At 35.4% G+C, this 15881-nt stretch carries 16 protein-coding genes and 3 pseudogenes; 17 read left to right on the top strand and 2 right to left on the bottom strand.

The window, feature by feature from the left end:
* From AT685_RS03715 to AT685_RS03665, 12 genes are all read left to right on the top strand, one after another.
* On the top strand, window positions 1-637 hold a 637-nt coding region (locus AT685_RS03715), incomplete at its 5' end, for a cytochrome b N-terminal domain-containing protein (protein ID WP_143713110.1).
* Between the two features lie 21 nt (window positions 638-658).
* Window positions 659-2086: a cytochrome c3 family protein gene (locus tag AT685_RS03710; RefSeq protein ID WP_072151608.1), complete on the top strand. Its 1428-nt coding sequence runs from the start codon at window positions 659-661 to the stop codon at window positions 2084-2086.
* 80 nt (window positions 2087-2166) lie between these two features.
* Window positions 2167-3366: a hypothetical protein gene (locus tag AT685_RS03705; protein WP_143713109.1), complete on the top strand. Its 1200-nt coding sequence runs from the start codon at window positions 2167-2169 to the stop codon at window positions 3364-3366.
* Window positions 3367-3394: 28 nt separating this feature from the next.
* Entirely contained in the window at window positions 3395-4615 is a 1221-nt protein-coding gene (locus AT685_RS03700; RefSeq protein ID WP_072151606.1) for a cytochrome c3 family protein, read from the top strand.
* Window positions 4616-4635: 20 nt separating this feature from the next.
* On the top strand, window positions 4636-5790 hold the full coding sequence (locus AT685_RS03695) for a CxxxxCH/CxxCH domain c-type cytochrome (protein WP_072151605.1): 1155 nt from the start codon (window positions 4636-4638) through the stop codon (window positions 5788-5790).
* Window positions 5791-5955: 165 nt separating this feature from the next.
* Complete coding sequence (locus AT685_RS03690) at window positions 5956-6084, top strand: transposase (protein WP_267886272.1); 129 nt, start codon at window positions 5956-5958, stop codon at window positions 6082-6084.
* Between the two features lie 6 nt (window positions 6085-6090).
* Entirely contained in the window at window positions 6091-6237 is a 147-nt protein-coding gene (locus AT685_RS08385) for a hypothetical protein (RefSeq protein ID WP_159420470.1), read from the top strand.
* Window positions 6238-6252: 15 nt separating this feature from the next.
* Complete coding sequence (locus AT685_RS03685; RefSeq protein ID WP_143713108.1) at window positions 6253-6789, top strand: hypothetical protein; 537 nt, start codon at window positions 6253-6255, stop codon at window positions 6787-6789.
* A 53-nt stretch (window positions 6790-6842) separates the two neighbouring features.
* On the top strand, window positions 6843-8156 hold the full coding sequence (locus AT685_RS03680; RefSeq protein ID WP_072151603.1) for a T9SS type A sorting domain-containing protein: 1314 nt from the start codon (window positions 6843-6845) through the stop codon (window positions 8154-8156).
* 127 nt (window positions 8157-8283) lie between these two features.
* Window positions 8284-8874, top strand: a complete 591-nt coding sequence (locus tag AT685_RS03675; RefSeq protein WP_072151602.1) for a hypothetical protein — start codon at window positions 8284-8286, stop codon at window positions 8872-8874.
* 45 nt (window positions 8875-8919) lie between these two features.
* Window positions 8920-10131, top strand: a complete 1212-nt coding sequence (locus AT685_RS03670) for a T9SS type A sorting domain-containing protein (RefSeq protein WP_072151601.1) — start codon at window positions 8920-8922, stop codon at window positions 10129-10131.
* A 220-nt stretch (window positions 10132-10351) separates the two neighbouring features.
* Complete coding sequence (locus AT685_RS03665; protein ID WP_072151600.1) at window positions 10352-10567, top strand: hypothetical protein; 216 nt, start codon at window positions 10352-10354, stop codon at window positions 10565-10567.
* Window positions 10568-10708: 141 nt separating this feature from the next.
* Here AT685_RS03665 and AT685_RS03660 read toward each other — a convergent pair whose 3' ends face one another.
* Window positions 10709-11023, bottom strand: a complete 315-nt coding sequence (locus AT685_RS03660; RefSeq protein ID WP_081040568.1) for a helix-turn-helix domain-containing protein — start codon at window positions 11021-11023, stop codon at window positions 10709-10711.
* Window positions 11024-11190: 167 nt separating this feature from the next.
* Here AT685_RS03660 and AT685_RS03655 point away from each other — a divergent pair, with 167 nt between their 5' ends.
* From AT685_RS03655 to AT685_RS08740, 5 genes and pseudogenes are all read left to right on the top strand, one after another.
* Complete coding sequence (locus AT685_RS03655; RefSeq protein ID WP_072150422.1) at window positions 11191-11874, top strand: queuosine precursor transporter; 684 nt, start codon at window positions 11191-11193, stop codon at window positions 11872-11874.
* A 186-nt stretch (window positions 11875-12060) separates the two neighbouring features.
* Window positions 12061-12534, top strand: a complete 474-nt coding sequence (locus AT685_RS03650; protein ID WP_072150421.1) for a ribosome maturation factor RimP — start codon at window positions 12061-12063, stop codon at window positions 12532-12534.
* Between the two features lie 25 nt (window positions 12535-12559).
* Window positions 12560-13843 carry a transcription termination factor NusA gene (nusA, locus tag AT685_RS03645; RefSeq protein ID WP_072150420.1) on the top strand — a complete coding sequence of 428 codons (1284 nt, stop codon included), beginning with the start codon at window positions 12560-12562 and terminating at the stop codon, window positions 13841-13843.
* Between the two features lie 22 nt (window positions 13844-13865).
* A pseudogene (locus tag AT685_RS08745) lies at window positions 13866-14009 on the top strand (translation initiation factor IF-2 N-terminal domain-containing protein); the annotation flags it as partial.
* Between the two features lie 972 nt (window positions 14010-14981).
* Window positions 14982-15722 (top strand): annotated as a pseudogene (locus AT685_RS08740) (translation initiation factor IF-2); the annotation flags it as partial.
* Here AT685_RS08740 and AT685_RS08735 read toward each other — a convergent pair.
* Window positions 15712-15881: pseudogene (locus AT685_RS08735) on the bottom strand (hypothetical protein); the annotation flags it as partial. The pseudogenes AT685_RS08740 and AT685_RS08735 overlap by 11 nt on opposite strands.

Here is a 15881-nt window from a genome sequence, read left to right as displayed (position 1 = left end):
CTTTTTTGCAACGAAGGTTGGAACGGAGATAATCGGTTCAATTCCTGTGATCGGTAAGGAACTGTTAAGAATTGTTCGTGGTGGTGAAGATGTCACAGGGGCAACGCTTGCGAGGTTTTTCGGCTTACATGAGGCAATACTTCCGGGAATTTTTACGGTGATTCTTTTCCTTCATCTTTTGTTCATTCAAATTCAAGGTATGAGTGAACCACCTGAATGGGAGAAGCTTCCACCCGAAAAAAGAAAATACATTCCATTTTTCCCAAACTTCCTGCTTCGTGATCTTTTGTTATGGCTTATAATTTTGAATATACTTGCAATACTTGCTGTTTTTTTTCCATGGGAGCTTGGCAAAAAAGCTGACCCATTTGCGCCTGCTCCTGCCGGGATCAAACCAGAGTGGTATTTTCTCTTTATGTATCAAACATTAAAACTTTTACCCGCAAAAGTTCTATTTATTGAAGGTGAATTTTTCGGTCTTCTCATCTTCACAGTTGCTGGAATACTTTGGATGCTCGTCCCATTTTGGGATGTGAAAACTGATAAAGGATACAGAAACAGATTGATAAACTATATAGGTCTTTTCGTATTAATTTACATGCTCACAATGACATTCCTTGGTTATGTGTTAGATTAAAAATAAAAAATTTAAACTTGGATGAAGAGGTTTGTCATTTTAGCGATTGTTTTGTTTACACTTACTTTTGCTTTATCTCAAGGCAAAGATGGATGTTATAACTGTCATAAAGACGTGGTTGGGGATAAAGCAACAGAACTTTACCCCAAAGATGTCCATTTTAAACTTGGTGTTTCTTGTGCAGATTGTCATGGCGGAGATAAAACAAGTGATGATATGGAAGTTGCAATGAGCAAGGGGAAAGGGTTTATTGGAATTCCCAAGGGCGATAAGATCATTGATGTATGTTTGAAGTGTCATTCAAATGAAATGGTCATGAAAAAGTTTGGTTCAAAGATTGATGTAAATCAGTTTAAACTTTTTAAGGCAAGCGTTCATGGTAAAAGCGAAATTGCAACATGCGTAACTTGTCATGGCGTTCACAACATTAAAAAAGTAAATGATCCTACATCCCCAGTTTATCCAACATCCGAGGTTAGACTTTGTAGCAAATGCCACAGTGATGCGAATTATATGAAAAAGTTTAATCCAGCCCTTCCAACGGATCAGTTTGAAAAATATAAAACAAGTGTCCATGGTCAAAGGATTTTGAAAGGTGATACCAAAGTAGCAACATGTTCAGATTGCCACTCTGCTCATGATATCTTTCCAGCTAACGATCCAAGGTCAACGGTTTTCGCTTCAACTTTACCAAAAACTTGTGCAAGATGTCACAGTGACGCAAATTATATGCGTGATTATAAGATCCCGACCGATCAATACGAGAAATATGCTCAAAGTGTTCATGGTAAGGCGTTGCTTGAGAAAGGAGATTTGTCAGCGCCAGCTTGTAATGATTGTCACGGGAATCATGGAGCTATTCCCCCTGGTGTTAAGTCAATCTCGCATGTTTGTGGTATCTGTCATGCTTTAAACGCTGAAATGTTCTCACGGAGTCCCCACGCCGAGGTTTTTGAGAAGAGAAATATACCGCAGTGTGAAGTTTGTCATGGTAATCATCTAATTGAACGACCGACCGATGAAATGCTTGGCATAAGCACAAAGTCAACATGTATAAAGTGCCATAGAGAGGGAGAAAAAGGTTTTGAAGTGGCAAAGCAAATGAGAGATATGATTGATACACTTGTTATTAGGACAAACAGAGCAAAAGCGATCCTTGATGAAGCTGAATTTAAGGGTATGGATGTGTCTGATGCAAGGTATGATATGAACGATGTCCCTCAAATTCTAATCAAAGCAAGAACGGTGATCCATACGGCAAATCTTGATGAGTTTAAAGAAACGATTGCGCCTGGTTATGAGATAATAGACAGGGTTACCAAGGCTGGGCTTGATGCAATTGATGAATACTATTTTAGAAGGTGGGGACTTGGTATGTCAACATTGATAATAACAATTCTTGTGATTGCTCTTTATTTTAAAATCAAACAAATTGAAAGAAAAAAATGAAAAAATTGTTTCTTTTATTATTAGCCCCAGCGCTTTTGTTTTCGCAGAACCTAAATCTCCGCCTCACAACCACAGCCTATATGTGGCAGAGATATGAAACCCCTGAGGTAAGGAGTGAGCACCTTAGAGCGTTTCAACTTGCTCAGATAACATTGAGCAAGGGTAATTTATCGTTACATTCATTTGTTAATATCTCAAATGATTTTCGTGAAAAACAGACTGGTGATCCAAGATTTAGATTTTATAACTTTTATCTTAACTGGAGAAATATCTTTAACCGCTTCAATTTAAAGCTTGGGAGATTCGCCGTTTATTCAGGCGTTGGTGTTGGTACTATTGATGGGGCATATGTCAATGCAAAAATTTCCAAGTTTTTAAATGCGAATGTTTACGGTGGATTTCTCATGCCTCAAGACCAGAAATTTGCTTTGAACGATGAGCCGAAAAATAATTTTATGTTTGGAGGGCAGTTAAAATTTTCAAAGGGTTCTCTTAACGCCTCGTTAAGTTATTTCAATCAACATCGTAAACCGAAAGCTTATGAAGCCCTTCGTGCAGATAGCCTTGGCGATGTCTTCGTTCAGGAAATCAATTTTACATCTTCACAATATCAGATTGTAAGTGGCGATTTAAATTATGAGCTCTCAATTTTTGAATTTTATTCGCGACTTGACTATGACATAAATAAGGTTAAATTTTCAAGGGGTGAGGTTTCAATTGGTATTAATTTAATTGAAAGATTAAAGTTGAGTGTTAGCTATGATTACAGGGATCCAAGAATTCCGGTGAATTCAATTTTCTCTGTTTTCAATTATGGCGCAACTAAAGAAGTTGAAGCGGGGGTTCATTACAGGATCTCATCTCTTTTGAGAGTCTATGCTGGTTTTTCAAATGTTCGTTATGTTGATGATAAGGCTCAAAGAATTGTGCTTGGATTTGATGTTGGATATGCTTCTGTTAACTTCGCAAAAAGATTGGGTTATGCTGGTGAGCTTGACGGTGTATCAGCACAGGTTTATTATCCGATGTTTAACAATAGATTTATTCCGAATGCAAGTTTGACTTTTTCTTCTTATAAACTATGGGAAGGTGGAGAAAGACATAAAGATTTAGTCATAGCTTTGGGTGGAAGTGTAAAGCCCAGCAAATCTATTTCATTTGATGTTCAATCGCAGTATATCCAGAATAGAGTTTATAAATCCGATTTTAGAGTATTTTTCAAATTTAATTATTGGCTTTTCACAAATCTTGGTCTTGTCCCAGGGGAAGTGATTCGCTGATTAAATAAAATTAAATTTAGGTTTAAAAATGAAGACAGCGAAAATTTTAACATTTTATGCTCTTTCAATTTTGTTAGTCCCCCTCACTTTTATCTTTGTTGCCTTTTCTGATTTGAGAACATCTGAGAGAGGTGAATTTTATGGTGATAATGTAAAGCAATGGATGAACATAAAGTTTTCGCATAGGTTTCACGCTGAAAATGTAGGGGCTGAATGCACAGATTGTCACGCAGGCGCTTTGACAAGCGAAAAATCATCTGATTTCTTACTTCCGAAACAGGCAACTTGTTTCAATTGCCATGATGAGAAATCAACCCCATGTGAATTTTGCCATCTTGACACGAAAAATATGGTTCCGTATGAGGAACCCGTTAGAAAGCTTATCTTTTCGCATAAATTCCATATTGAGAATCAAAAGTTAAATTGTCTTGATTGCCACGCTGGAGCCGATAAAGTTGATTATGCAACGCCAGAACATTTGCCGAGTATGGAGAGTTGTTTTACTTGCCATAATAATCGCACTGCAACAAATGAATGCGAATCCTGCCATATTGAGACGGTTTCACTTTTACCAGAAAGTCATAAGGTTGTTGATTTTACAACAGAGCATAAAAAATTTGTCCGTGCAGGTGGTGTGGAGAATAACTGTATCACATGCCATAACGATGATTTTTGTCAGCAATGTCATGATGGTGTAAATCTTATCAAGGTTCCATTGACGGGAAAGGATTTTTATGCCCCATTTACACCGCAGAGCTCTGGGAAGGAACAATTGGTTTTGCAGAGAGTTCATGATTTGAATTATCGTTATACTCATGGAATTGAGGCAAAAAGTAAAGAAAAAGATTGCTATGTTTGCCATGACCGTCAAACATTTTGTAGTGGTTGTCATGCCCCGGGTGGCGATATAACTACAAGTCAGGTCAAACCTGAATGGCACAGTGGAAATGACTTCGTTACGATTGGTGTTGGATCTGGTGGTGGAAGACATGCCAAACTTGCGAAGCGGGATATTGAAATGTGTATGAGCTGTCACGATACCGAAGGGGCTGATCCAACTTGTATAGTCTGCCATGTTGATAGAAATCCAGGGCTTGGCAACGATCCAAAGACACATCCCAAAAATTATATGAAAAATGTTGAAGGAGATTGGCACACAAACGATGGTTCTGTATGTTTTTCCTGTCATATCAACACAAGAAAATCAGGTGTTGGATTCTGTGGGTATTGTCATGGTTCAAAAGATTAAAAATTAAAAGCTGAACAAAAATGAAAGCTAAAGTTTTAATTTTCCTCGCACTTGCTTCTTTAATTTTATCTTCGTGCAGTGAATTGAAAGAGGAAATAATTACGCCACCAATATCATTGAAATTAACTTATAAGGATGATATAAAGAAAATTTTTGATGAGCACTGTGTAAGCTGTCATAATCAAGCTTCGGCTGACTTTGATCTTTCAACATATTTTGGTATAGCCCAAAGTGGGACGGCATTTCCTGGAGATGCGAATAGTAAAATTATCCTTGTAACTCAATCTGGCGGAAGTATGAGACAATATCTCGGGGCAGATGCATCTATCAAGGCAGAAAGGATAAGAAAATGGGTTATGGAAGATAGTCTTGCGTTCGGAAGTATAAAAATTCACCCGACCGATTGGGTTCAAGTGACGGGTTCAAATTCGCATGGAAAATTTATACGCAATACAAGTTGGAATTTTGAGCAATGCAAACAATGTCACGGAAGCGATTACAGAGGCGGGATAAGCAAATCGTCTTGTTATACATGCCATAATGCAACAGCTGGACCTGAAGCATGCAATACATGTCACGGCAGTCTTTCAAATCCTGCACCACCAAGGGACTTAAATAATAATTTTTCAACATCTGCTCGTGGAGTTGGTGCACATCAATCTCATGTGAAAGAAGGTAAATTTGCTCTCGGGTTTGATTGCGTTGAATGCCATATTAAACCAACTTCTTTAAGATCGCCAGGTCATCTTGATGATACACCAAACGCTGAAGTAATTTTTCAAGATAGTTCCCTCGCAAGGCATAAAACCGCAATTGGAATTGGTGAATATCTTGTCCCAAACCCGGATTATGATTTAAATAACCTAACATGTTCAAATACATATTGTCACGGTTATTTCCGAAACGGAAATCTAAATAACGCTCCAAAGTGGAACATCGTTGATGGAACTCAAGCAACTTGTGGGAGTTGTCATGGACTGCCACCAGCTGGAACTCATCCAAAAGTTTCTCCAACATCTTGTGCAAGTGCATGTCATAATGATGTAGTTGGAATTTCCAACGCCCAGCTCTACATAAAGGATAAGACAAAGCATATAAATGGGAAGTTAAATTTGTATGGTTATGAGGTTGAATTTTTGGTCAGGGCTGGGAATAGTGCAGTAGTTTTAAAGTGAGCTAAATGGGGGGCATATTTGCCCCCTTGTTTATTTTATCAGAAGTAATCTCTTATAATTTTTATAATTTATAGAAAGGAGATATGAAAAAGAGTAGTGTAGGATGAGGGTTGTAGATTACAAAATCTGAAATAAAAGAATCCTAAGTCTAAGGTAAATAGAGGTATAAAGCTTTTTATGGACAATAGTAAAGTGCATAGGAGTGAGGGGTTAAAGGTACCTGAAGGGATAGAGATAGAATACCTGCCACCATTTTGTCCTGAATTGAATCCATTTGAGGGAGAGTTTGAGTAGATAAGAATGGGTTTGTCGGATAAGATTTTTAATGATATAAAAGAAGTGGCGGAAGAGATAATAATGATTCTTAGGAGGTATTATGAAGATCCAGGGCTTATTAAAAAATTGACATTCTTTCCATATATAAGTGAAATTTCATGCTTAAAATAGTAATTAAAGATAAAGTTGAAAAATATGCAGGATTTAGGTAAAATAGAATTAAGATTTATCTGCTACCAAAATTGGGACAATAGCGAAAAGATGATGTTAGCTTCAAATTTAAATACCGGAAGAGTTGACGGTATTGATGCAGTTGTTGAATCTGTAAGCTTTGAACTTATCCCCCTTTCCGCCTCAATTTATAAACAATCTCAAGAATATAGCGGAACTTCTGAACAGCAGACTCAACAACCAAATCAAAAGTCAAAAACAGTAAAGTTGAAGATAAATGTGAATGATAAAAGTTTTATAAATGCACCAGTTGGATTAGGATTTAGTTTATTAGACGACCAAAATAATATAAATATAAAATTTTATTCTACTGTCATAAATTTAAATCAAGATAATTCACACTATTCCAAGAATATAGGTACCACAACAGAAAGTGGAATATTTGTAAAAGAAGTGCCAGTTACATTTGAATACACATCTTCTTCTAGTATAATTATAAATCTTTTAATAAACCAAGAGCCACGTGACTATTTAACGATATATCTAAAATAAAATTTAGTAAATAAAAATTAAACAAAATTCTAAGAATAAGGAGGTGACTAATTATGTTTTTAATCATTCTTTTTCTTCAGATTCAAATTTTATATCAAGCAAGGGATCGTATAGTAGATGTAGTGGAAGCAGGTAAGAGTATATATGTGTTAGAAACTAAAGATGAAAAACTTAAAATTGTTAAAGACAACAAAAAAATAGCTGAGATTGATAGCGCCAGGTATGCCAGGGGTATTTGTTTTGCAGTTGGGTTTGCCGGTGAGTTTAGTAAGTTATATATAGTATATGACAAAATAGTTAAAAAGACCAATAGTGGAATGTATCTTAAACCACAGGAAGTTGTTGTTATTGTTAATAGAGATAGCGTTTTAATTAATAATTATTATCCCGGTATAATTAGGGGACTCTTTAAATTAGATTCATCAAAGAGAGCGTATACCGGGGTTGATACTAATAATAAAAGATTTTTAATTGTGAAGAACACAGATGAAGTTATATGTAGTAGTAGAAGAATACCCTATGACTCAAGTCCCTATGAAGCGGATGCTTTAATATTCCCTCTAAGAATTAGAAAGATAAAAGATAGGTTGTATTTAATGAGTAGTTTTGCCTATTTCGGTGGTATGGAGTATTTAGCTATTTTTAGATATAAATATAGAGAAGGTTTAGAGTTAGAGATAGAAAAAATGTGGATTGATAGTACAACTTTTTCTTCTTTTTTTAATTCTTTTAAAAGTGCGACAATATTATTAGATGAATATGAGAATGAATACTTCCTTGTTTTAAAATACGTAAGGAGTAGTAATAAATTGATGTGTATGTGTTATGACGCGGAGCTTAATCTTATTGATTATATATTCATTAAAGGAGTAAGAGGAGGATTTGTAGATTTAGATTTTGAATATAAAGGAAGAGTTGGATTAGTGGTAGATGGAGAACCTCCAAGGTTAATAATTTTACAAGTTTACAATAATAAACTGATAGAAAAACTAGAAATGGAACTTCCACTTAAGAGCGGTTGGATAAGAGAAAATGGAGGTTTTTATTGGAAAGAAAAAAATATGATAGTTGTGTTCGATACCGCTACAGTGCTATTAGTACCTATAGGTATTACATCAGTGGAAAATGAAAATAGAAGAAGAGAGGAAAAAGAGATTAAAATATATACAAATAGAAGAATGGTATATATTGATAATATTGAAAATGAAGATTATATTGAAGTGTTTAATATACTAGGACAGCAAGTGAAGGTTAGGATAATATATGGACGACCAGTTATTATTGATTTTTATAGCCAATCAGCTGGTGTGTATTTTATAAGAATAAAAAACCGCAATAAGATTTTTAAAGTTCTTATTCTTAAATAATTAAGTAAAGCAGTCACCACAACGGCGAGCCTTTCTGGCTCGCCTTTTTTAATTTTTTTAATTTAAAGAGAAGACAACATAAATTAGGAACATTTAAAATTAACATGTAAAAAAGAAAAAACAAAAAATGACAGTCCCTTCTGACACCATAGTAATTAAAAATAAAGTTAAAAATATGCAAGATTTAAGGAAAATAGAATTAAGATTTATCTGCTACCAAAATTGGGACAATAGCGAAAAGATGATGTTAGCTTCAAATTTAAATACCGGAAGAGTTGACGGTATTGATGCAGTTGTTGAATCTGTAAGCTTTGAACTTATCCCCCTTTCCGCCTCAATTTATAAACAATCTCAAGAATATAGCGGAACTTCTGGACAGCAGACTCAACAACCAAATCAAAAGTCAAAAACAGTAAGGTTGAAGATAAATGTGAATAACAAAGAAGTAGCTTCGTTACCAATTACTATAGGGTTTAAAGCTTCTTCAACTGCATCTTATGGAGTTGAAGTTAGTATAAACAACTCTAATATTAAATTAGATTCAAATATAACTGATACGGAACCTAATATTAAGATAGGTTATATAGATCAAAACGGACGATTTTATGGAAATTTTGATATAGATTTTATCTATAGTAGTGAAAAAGAAATAAATTTAACGCTTAGGTTAAAAGCTGGAGATACATTGTTGGCATCGAGAAATATTGTTTTAAAATAAATTTATAGAAAATAAAAACTAAATAATTAAGGAGGGGGATGAGTTATGTTAGTATTATTTTTATTTCAATTTTTCCAATTATTATTCGAGATAGAGGGAGATGATAATAAAATAATAGAGTCGGTTGTACAAAATAAGTCAAATCTCTACATATTTGTATCCGATTATACTACAAAGAAGTTGTATCTTTTTCTATATGATAGGAATAAAAATAACTACCAAACTTACGAATTAGCTGACACCGTAGATACATATACATGTAGTGTGGCTTTTGATTCTTCTCAAATTTTTCTAGTATATCACTTATCTAAGCTTGGAAGAGTTCAAAGTAGAGAAATTCAAATTTTTTATGATAATCTTCACGTAGTAAAAAAAGTATCGCAATACTTTTTTGTGAATAATGTAATTAATAAAACGTCGTTTAGTTATGAGAGATTTGCATATGGTAATTTTATTGCTGCTATTTGGATTATTCGAGGTTTAGATACAGTGAAAATAAAAAGCTGTGACTATTTTTTTCCTACTCTCTGCTTTAAAGAAAAAGAGAATAGATACGTATTTCTCAGTTGGTTTAAATTAGAGGATGATGGTATGTATTATTTAAAATATATGATAGTAGAGGACTCTTTATGTATTGATACTGGTAGCTTTAAGTTTTACGAAGAAATAGTTAGTGGATTTTATGAAGGCGACCAAATCTATCTAGTTTTGCTTAAAGATAAAGAAAAATTGATAGCAAAAAGAATAAATAAAGAGAAATTAATAGAACTAGGAACCATTCAAGGAGATTTTTACGGAGATTTTATTTTTTTCAATGGTAGAATATATATTATAATTCGAGATTATGATTCTAATAGAACTAAAATTTATAGTATTAATGACTCAATAACGTTTATTTCAGAAATTGAAGATGTATATATAGGGCATAGTTATTATGAGAAAGAAATTGTGTTATGGAGCAAGAAAAAGGTTATAAGTTTTTTACCTGCTACTACAGTAGAAAGAGATAAAGAAAAATATAAAGAAAAAGAGGGTAATTTTTTAGTTAAAGATTATTTGATTTTTACCTTTTCATCAGAAATAGAGGAGATAAAGGTATATAACATACTAGGACAAAAAATTAATAATGTAGTAGTAGAAAGAAGAGGGTATAAAATTTTCGTAGATTGTCGTAGCTTGACAAGTGGGATATATTTTATAGTATTAAAAAACGATAAGAAAGTTTTGAAATATATTAAGTTTATCAAAATAAAATAGAACATCGATCTTAACAACCCCTACTCCCAACCTCTCCCCTAGGTCCTTTTTGTGGCGGCCATTTTTGGCCGCCTTTTTTAATTTAAAAAAGTAAGACACTATAAAATTAACCTGCAACAGTCAACAAACCCCCCCCCCACCATTCGTTCAGTTTAAATCCTCCCCAAAAGTACCTTGACAAATAAGAAAAATTACATTAAATTTAAAAATATAAACTCCTATGCCTCTTCAGTTTATTGCAAATGGAATCTGTGCAGGAGCTATTTATGCTATTGTTGCTTTAGGATTTGGATTAATTTATAACACAACAAATGTCTTTCATTTTGCCCATTGTGCTGTCTATAGGTTTTACAGGGAGTTCGCACAAAAATTTGAAGAGGAAAGCATAAAAAACACCTCTCCCTTCTCAACGACTACTTGGCTCTTTATCACATGACTCTTCTTTCTCCTGGAATAGTATCCCCTCCTATCTCCCCCTTCCTTCGGTCTCCGCTTCTCTCTGGCATCTCTTCCAACAAATCCTCAAAAGAACTTATCTTCTTCTCCCTTACCCTCTCTGGTAATGGAAGGTGTTCCCTCAAAAACTCTTCATCATCTCAACATTTCTATAAGCATTGCTCTTGTGAAGTTCAAAAAGGAAACCTAAAAGAGTGTAAGTAGTGTAGTGGCGAAGAAAGAAAAGGGTCATAAAGACCTTCTCTTCCAAAGACAATTTGAACTTTCCCCCTGCACCTATCTCTCTTTCCCTTTCCCTTCTTGACAGCCTTTTCCTTTCGTAATCTGGATAAGCTTCTCTAAGAACAGCCATAAGTTCATCAAATTCTTGAAGAGAAATTCCAGTAGGGCGACGAAAGAGGTTATGGGACTTTTTGACTTTTTCTAAGTTGAGCATGGTCAATTCCTCCTTTTTACATGAACTTAGACTTGGATTATAATGGTAGCATCGTCAAAGCCATAAGGCAATGACGCAATAAGTTTAAAAAGCAAAGCATAAAAATCAAGTTTTATTTGAAGGAGCATTTTAAGTTTTCTTTATGTTTTTTATCATAAAAAAACGGTATGGAAAAACGCAGGGTATATAAGTATTATGATCTTGTGATGGCTTCGTTTGTGACGATTTTGCTTTGTTCAAATATAATCGGTGCTGAAAAAGTTGTAAATATATATGGTTTCTCGTTTGGTGCTGGTGTTTTATTCTTTCCGATAAGCTATATTTTTAATGATGTATTGACTGAGGTTTATGGTTATTCAAGGTCAAGAAAGGTGATATGGGCTGGATTTGGTGCTTTAATTTTTGCATCATTTATGAGTTGGTTTGTGAGGAAACTCCCTCCTGATCCGAACTGGCAATATCAAGACGCCTATGATGTTGTTTTTGGTCAAACCCCAAGGATTGTAATAGCATCAATAACTGCATTTTGGGCTGGTGAATTTACAAATTCTTTCGTTCTTGCGAAGATGAAACTTTTAACACGGGGGAGATTTTTATGGACACGAACTATTGGTTCAACAATAGCTGGAGAGGCTGTTGATTCCCTTATCTTTTATCCAGTTGCTTTTTATGGCTTTTGGACCAATGAACTTCTTTTAAAAGTTATGGTAACGAATTACGCAATTAAAGTTGGATGGGAAGCAGTGATTACGCCGGTAACTTATAAAGTTGTAAATTTTTTGAAAAAAGCTGAGAATGAAGATTACTATGACTGGGACACAGATTTTAATCCGTTTAAGGTTGAGGTTTAAAAAATAGTTTTGTCAATCAGTGGGCGGACGGTTTCTGCACAAAGTTGGTTTGTTGATAGATTGCTTAATTCTTTCGGTTATTTTAGCCGTTGTCTTTAATTTGCAAATTGTAGTTTATTTTTTTATATTTTTTTAAAAATTTAGCTTCCATGGTGGGCTAAAAGACCCACTATTTTTTTTGATTTTATGATAAACATTGAGGAAATTAAGTCCAAACTCCGGGAAATAATTACGCCAATCGTTGAGAGTTCAGGCGCTTATCTGGTTGATATTAATCTGAAAGGTTTTGGGAAGAAATTGACCCTTGAAGTGTTCGTTGATACTGACGATGGCATCACGGTTAAGAAATGTGAGGAGATAAGCAGGCGAATTTCGGATGCACTTGATTTTCACGATCTTATACCAGTTAGTTATCGTCTTGAGGTTTCATCTCCCGGGGTTGGTAATCCTTTTAAGGTTAAGAGACAATACTTTACGAACATTGGGAGATTTGTTAGGGTTAAGTATGTTGATGAACTATCAGGGCAGGTGCGTGAAGTTTTGGGTCAACTTATAATGGCTGGGGATGAGACAATTGAAATAAAAATTGAAAATGATGAAAATTTGCTTGTTTTGAAATACAATCAAATAATTGAAGCTAAAACAGAAATTGTCTGGTAAAAATTAAAATTCGGAAGGTGAAGTTATGAATCGTGAAATAGTTGAAGCATTCACACAACTTGCAAAGGAGAAGAAAATTGAGAAGGATAAAATTGCTTTCATACTTGAGGATGTATTCAAAACGCTCGTTAGAAAAAAATACGGTGATGACGCTGAATTTGATATAATTGTGAATATGGAGCGAGGAGATATTGAAATTTATCTTATGAAGGATATAGTTGATGTTGTTAAAGACCCGTTAAAAGAGGTCTCGCTTGAAAAGGCAAGGGAAGTTGATCCAAGCCTTGAACTCGGGGAGAAATTTGTTGAAAAAGTTGATGTGAGAGATTTCGGGTTGAGGTTAATCTCGCAGGCAAAACAGCTGTTCATTCATAAGTTGAGTGAATATGAGCGTGATTCAGTTATGAGAGAGTATGAATCATACAGAGGAGAGATCCTGATAGGTGAGGTTTATCAGGTTTACATTGGTAAGGATGGGAAACCCGAGCGAGTTCTTTTGATGCATAATAAAAATGAGCTGATCTTACCACGAAGCGAGATGATCCCTGACGAGAGATATAGGAAAAACGAAAGTTTAAGGGTTCTTGTTAAAGAAGTTAAACCACCAAGTCCAAGGGACGAGCGTAAAGGTAGCGGTCCACAGGTTATAGTTTCAAGGGCTGATTCGTTGTTTCTTGTTAAATTATTTGAGCTTGAGATACCGGAGGTTTACGATGGTATAGTTGTAATAAAAAATGTTGCAAGGGAAGCAGGGAAAAAATCAAAAATTGCAGTTGCATCAACGGATGAGAGAGTTGATCCGGTTGGTGCATGTGTTGGGATGAAAGGTGTGAGAATTCACTCAATAGTAAAGGAACTTAACAATGAAAATATAGATGTGATTGCATATAGTGATGATCCAGCAATTTTTGTAGCAAGAGCATTACAACCGGCAAAACCGAAAGGGGTTGAAATTGATGAAAGCCGAAAAACAGCTCTTGTTTATGTTCCACCAGAAGAAGTTTCAACTGCAATTGGAGATGATGGTATAAATGTTAAACTTGCTTCTTTGTTGACAGGCTATAATATTGAAATAATGATTATTGAGGGAGAGAAAAAAGATGTTCGCAAAATAATTCGTCTATCTGATTTGAAGGATCAAATTGGTGATGAAATCTATCAGCGTCTTAAAGATGCTGGTATTGAGACCAACAGGGATTATCTTGCTCTACCAGATGAAAATATAAAGTCAATTCTTTCAGGTTTGCAGGGAATTGACGATAATAAAATAAAGAAATTGAGAAGTATTATAAGGAGAGCTTCAAGATAATTTAAACCAAATCCTAACAACCATGCCGAGAAGAGTATATCAAATAGCAAAGGAACTTAACATATCATCAGATGAGCTTGTCAGTTTTTTACAGAAGCAGGGATTTGATGTGAAGAATCATATGTCCCCGGTTGATGATAAGATGCTTGAGATAATAAATAGACACTATAAGCATGAGCGAGAGCTGGCTGAGCGTCAGAAGAGGAAGAAGGAAAGGGAAATGAAAATCACCGAGGCTGTAGCGGTTGAAACAAAGCCAGTGGTTGAGGAAAAAGTTGAAACTTCGCAGACAATTGAGGTTAAAACTGAGACCGTGGAAAGTGGGTTCATTCAACCAGCCGGGGAGATTGAAGTAGGTGAAGTTGCCGAATCCACACATCAGGTTCAGGTGGAGCAAATCGTGCCGGAGGAAAAGGTAGAAGAAGTTGTTTCAAGTGAAGTTGTTGAAGAGAAAGCTAAGGAAAGCGAAGAAAAAGTTGAGATACAGGAAGAAATAAAGCAAGTTGAGGAGCCAGTCGTAGCGCAAGAGCCAACTCAAGTTGTTGCACAGGAGCAGATTGATCAAGTTGAAGAGCCGGTTGAAGGTAAGGCAGAGGTGATTTCGTCTGAGTCGGAAGCAGAATCAGTTGAAGCGGAGAAAGGGCATAGAAAGGGTGAAATGGTTTATGTTGATGTGGATAAGATGAGAGGAACCCGAGATAGAAAGTTTGATAGGGAAAGAGATAGAGATAGAAGAAGAGAAAGAGATAGGGAAAGGAAGAGGGATAGAAGAATTAGAAGATTTGAGGAGAAACCAAAACCTGTGAAGGAGGGAAAGGTTGAGGAAATTGTTCATGCGCCCGAGGTTGAAGTAGCAAAGGATGAGACGAGAAAGAAAAAGCAAGCAAGGGAAAGAAGAGAGAAGAAGAGAAAATTTGTTGAAATTGAAGATATTGAAATAAAGAAACCTATAAAGAAGAGCAAACGAAGCAGGGTTGAAATTGATGAAGCAGAAATTTTGAGAAGGATTGATCAGACGCTTGCAGAAATGGAAGAAGCAGGTCCAGATATAAGAGAAATAATCAAAAAACGGAAGAAGAAAGAAAGACAAGAGAAAGAGGAGAAAAAGATAGAACAACTTGAAAAGGAAAGAAGGAAAATAAGCGTTGCTGAATTCATCACTGTTAATGAACTTGCAAATATCATGGGGGTTTCAGCAAGTGAGATAATTAAAAAGTGTCTTAACCTTGGGCTTGTTGTTTCTATAAATCAGCGACTTGACTTTGACACTATAACTCTTATAGCAAGCGATTATGGTTTTGAAGTTGAAAAGGCTGAGGAATATCTTGAAGATGTAATTAAGGAAGAACCTGATCGTCCTGAAGACCTTGAACCGAGACCCCCTGTTGTGACGATCATGGGTCATGTTGATCACGGGAAGACAACGCTCCTTGATTACATAAGGCAAAGTAACATAGTTGCTGGTGAAGCTGGTGGTATAACCCAGCACATAGGAGCGTATCAAGTGACCCTTCCAAACGGCAAGCAGATCACATTCATTGATACCCCGGGACATGAAGCGTTTACAGCAATGCGTGCTCGTGGTGCTCAGGTTACAGATATAGTTGTTCTTGTCGTTGCAGCTGATGACGCAGTTATGCCTCAAACTGTTGAAGCAATTAACCATGCACTTGCTGCAAATGTTCCAATAATCGTTGCAATAAATAAAATTGATAAACCAGAAGCAAATCCAGACAAAATTAGACAACAACTTGCTGAAAGAGGGATCCTTGTTGAGGATTGGGGTGGGAAGTATCAATGTGTTGAGATTTCAGCAAAGTATGGTAAAAATGTTGATCTTCTTCTTGAAAAAATTCTGCTTGAGGCTGAATTAACGGATCACCAATTTTTAAACTTCCATTTTGCACAAGAACTGTTCCAACAGGACCACGTCCTTTATCAAGTTTTGATTCAATTACAACACCACGGGCTTTTTTCTTTGGATTCGCTTTAAGATCCATTAATTCAGCCTCAAGCAGAATTTTTTCAAGAAGAAGAT

This window comes from Candidatus Kryptobacter tengchongensis, from assembly GCF_001458555.1.
GTDB classification, from domain to species: Bacteria; Bacteroidota; Ignavibacteria; order Kryptoniales; family Kryptoniaceae; genus Kryptonium; species Kryptonium tengchongense.
This window is presented reverse-complemented; position numbering and strand designations above follow the sequence as displayed.

Excerpts from the sequence above, each read along its gene's own strand:
- AT685_RS08385 (WP_159420470.1), top strand. The coding sequence starts at position 6,091 with ATGGGTTTGTCGGATAAGATTTTTAATGATATAAAAGAAGTGGCGGAA.
- AT685_RS03675 (WP_072151602.1), top strand. The coding sequence starts at position 8,284 with ATGACAGTCCCTTCTGACACCATAGTAATTAAAAATAAAGTTAAAAAT.
- AT685_RS03710 (WP_072151608.1), top strand. The coding sequence starts at position 659 with ATGAAGAGGTTTGTCATTTTAGCGATTGTTTTGTTTACACTTACTTTT.
- AT685_RS03670 (WP_072151601.1), top strand. The coding sequence starts at position 8,920 with ATGTTAGTATTATTTTTATTTCAATTTTTCCAATTATTATTCGAGATA.
- AT685_RS03695 (WP_072151605.1), top strand. The coding sequence starts at position 4,636 with ATGAAAGCTAAAGTTTTAATTTTCCTCGCACTTGCTTCTTTAATTTTA.
- AT685_RS03650 (WP_072150421.1), top strand. The coding sequence starts at position 12,061 with ATGATAAACATTGAGGAAATTAAGTCCAAACTCCGGGAAATAATTACG.
- nusA (WP_072150420.1), top strand. The coding sequence starts at position 12,560 with ATGAATCGTGAAATAGTTGAAGCATTCACACAACTTGCAAAGGAGAAG.
- AT685_RS03665 (WP_072151600.1), top strand. The coding sequence starts at position 10,352 with ATGCCTCTTCAGTTTATTGCAAATGGAATCTGTGCAGGAGCTATTTAT.
- AT685_RS03700 (WP_072151606.1), top strand. The coding sequence starts at position 3,395 with ATGAAGACAGCGAAAATTTTAACATTTTATGCTCTTTCAATTTTGTTA.
- AT685_RS03705 (WP_143713109.1), top strand. The coding sequence starts at position 2,167 with ATGTGGCAGAGATATGAAACCCCTGAGGTAAGGAGTGAGCACCTTAGA.
- AT685_RS03660 (WP_081040568.1), bottom strand. The coding sequence starts at position 11,023 with ATGCTCAACTTAGAAAAAGTCAAAAAGTCCCATAACCTCTTTCGTCGC.
- AT685_RS03680 (WP_072151603.1), top strand. The coding sequence starts at position 6,843 with ATGTTTTTAATCATTCTTTTTCTTCAGATTCAAATTTTATATCAAGCA.
- AT685_RS03655 (WP_072150422.1), top strand. The coding sequence starts at position 11,191 with ATGGAAAAACGCAGGGTATATAAGTATTATGATCTTGTGATGGCTTCG.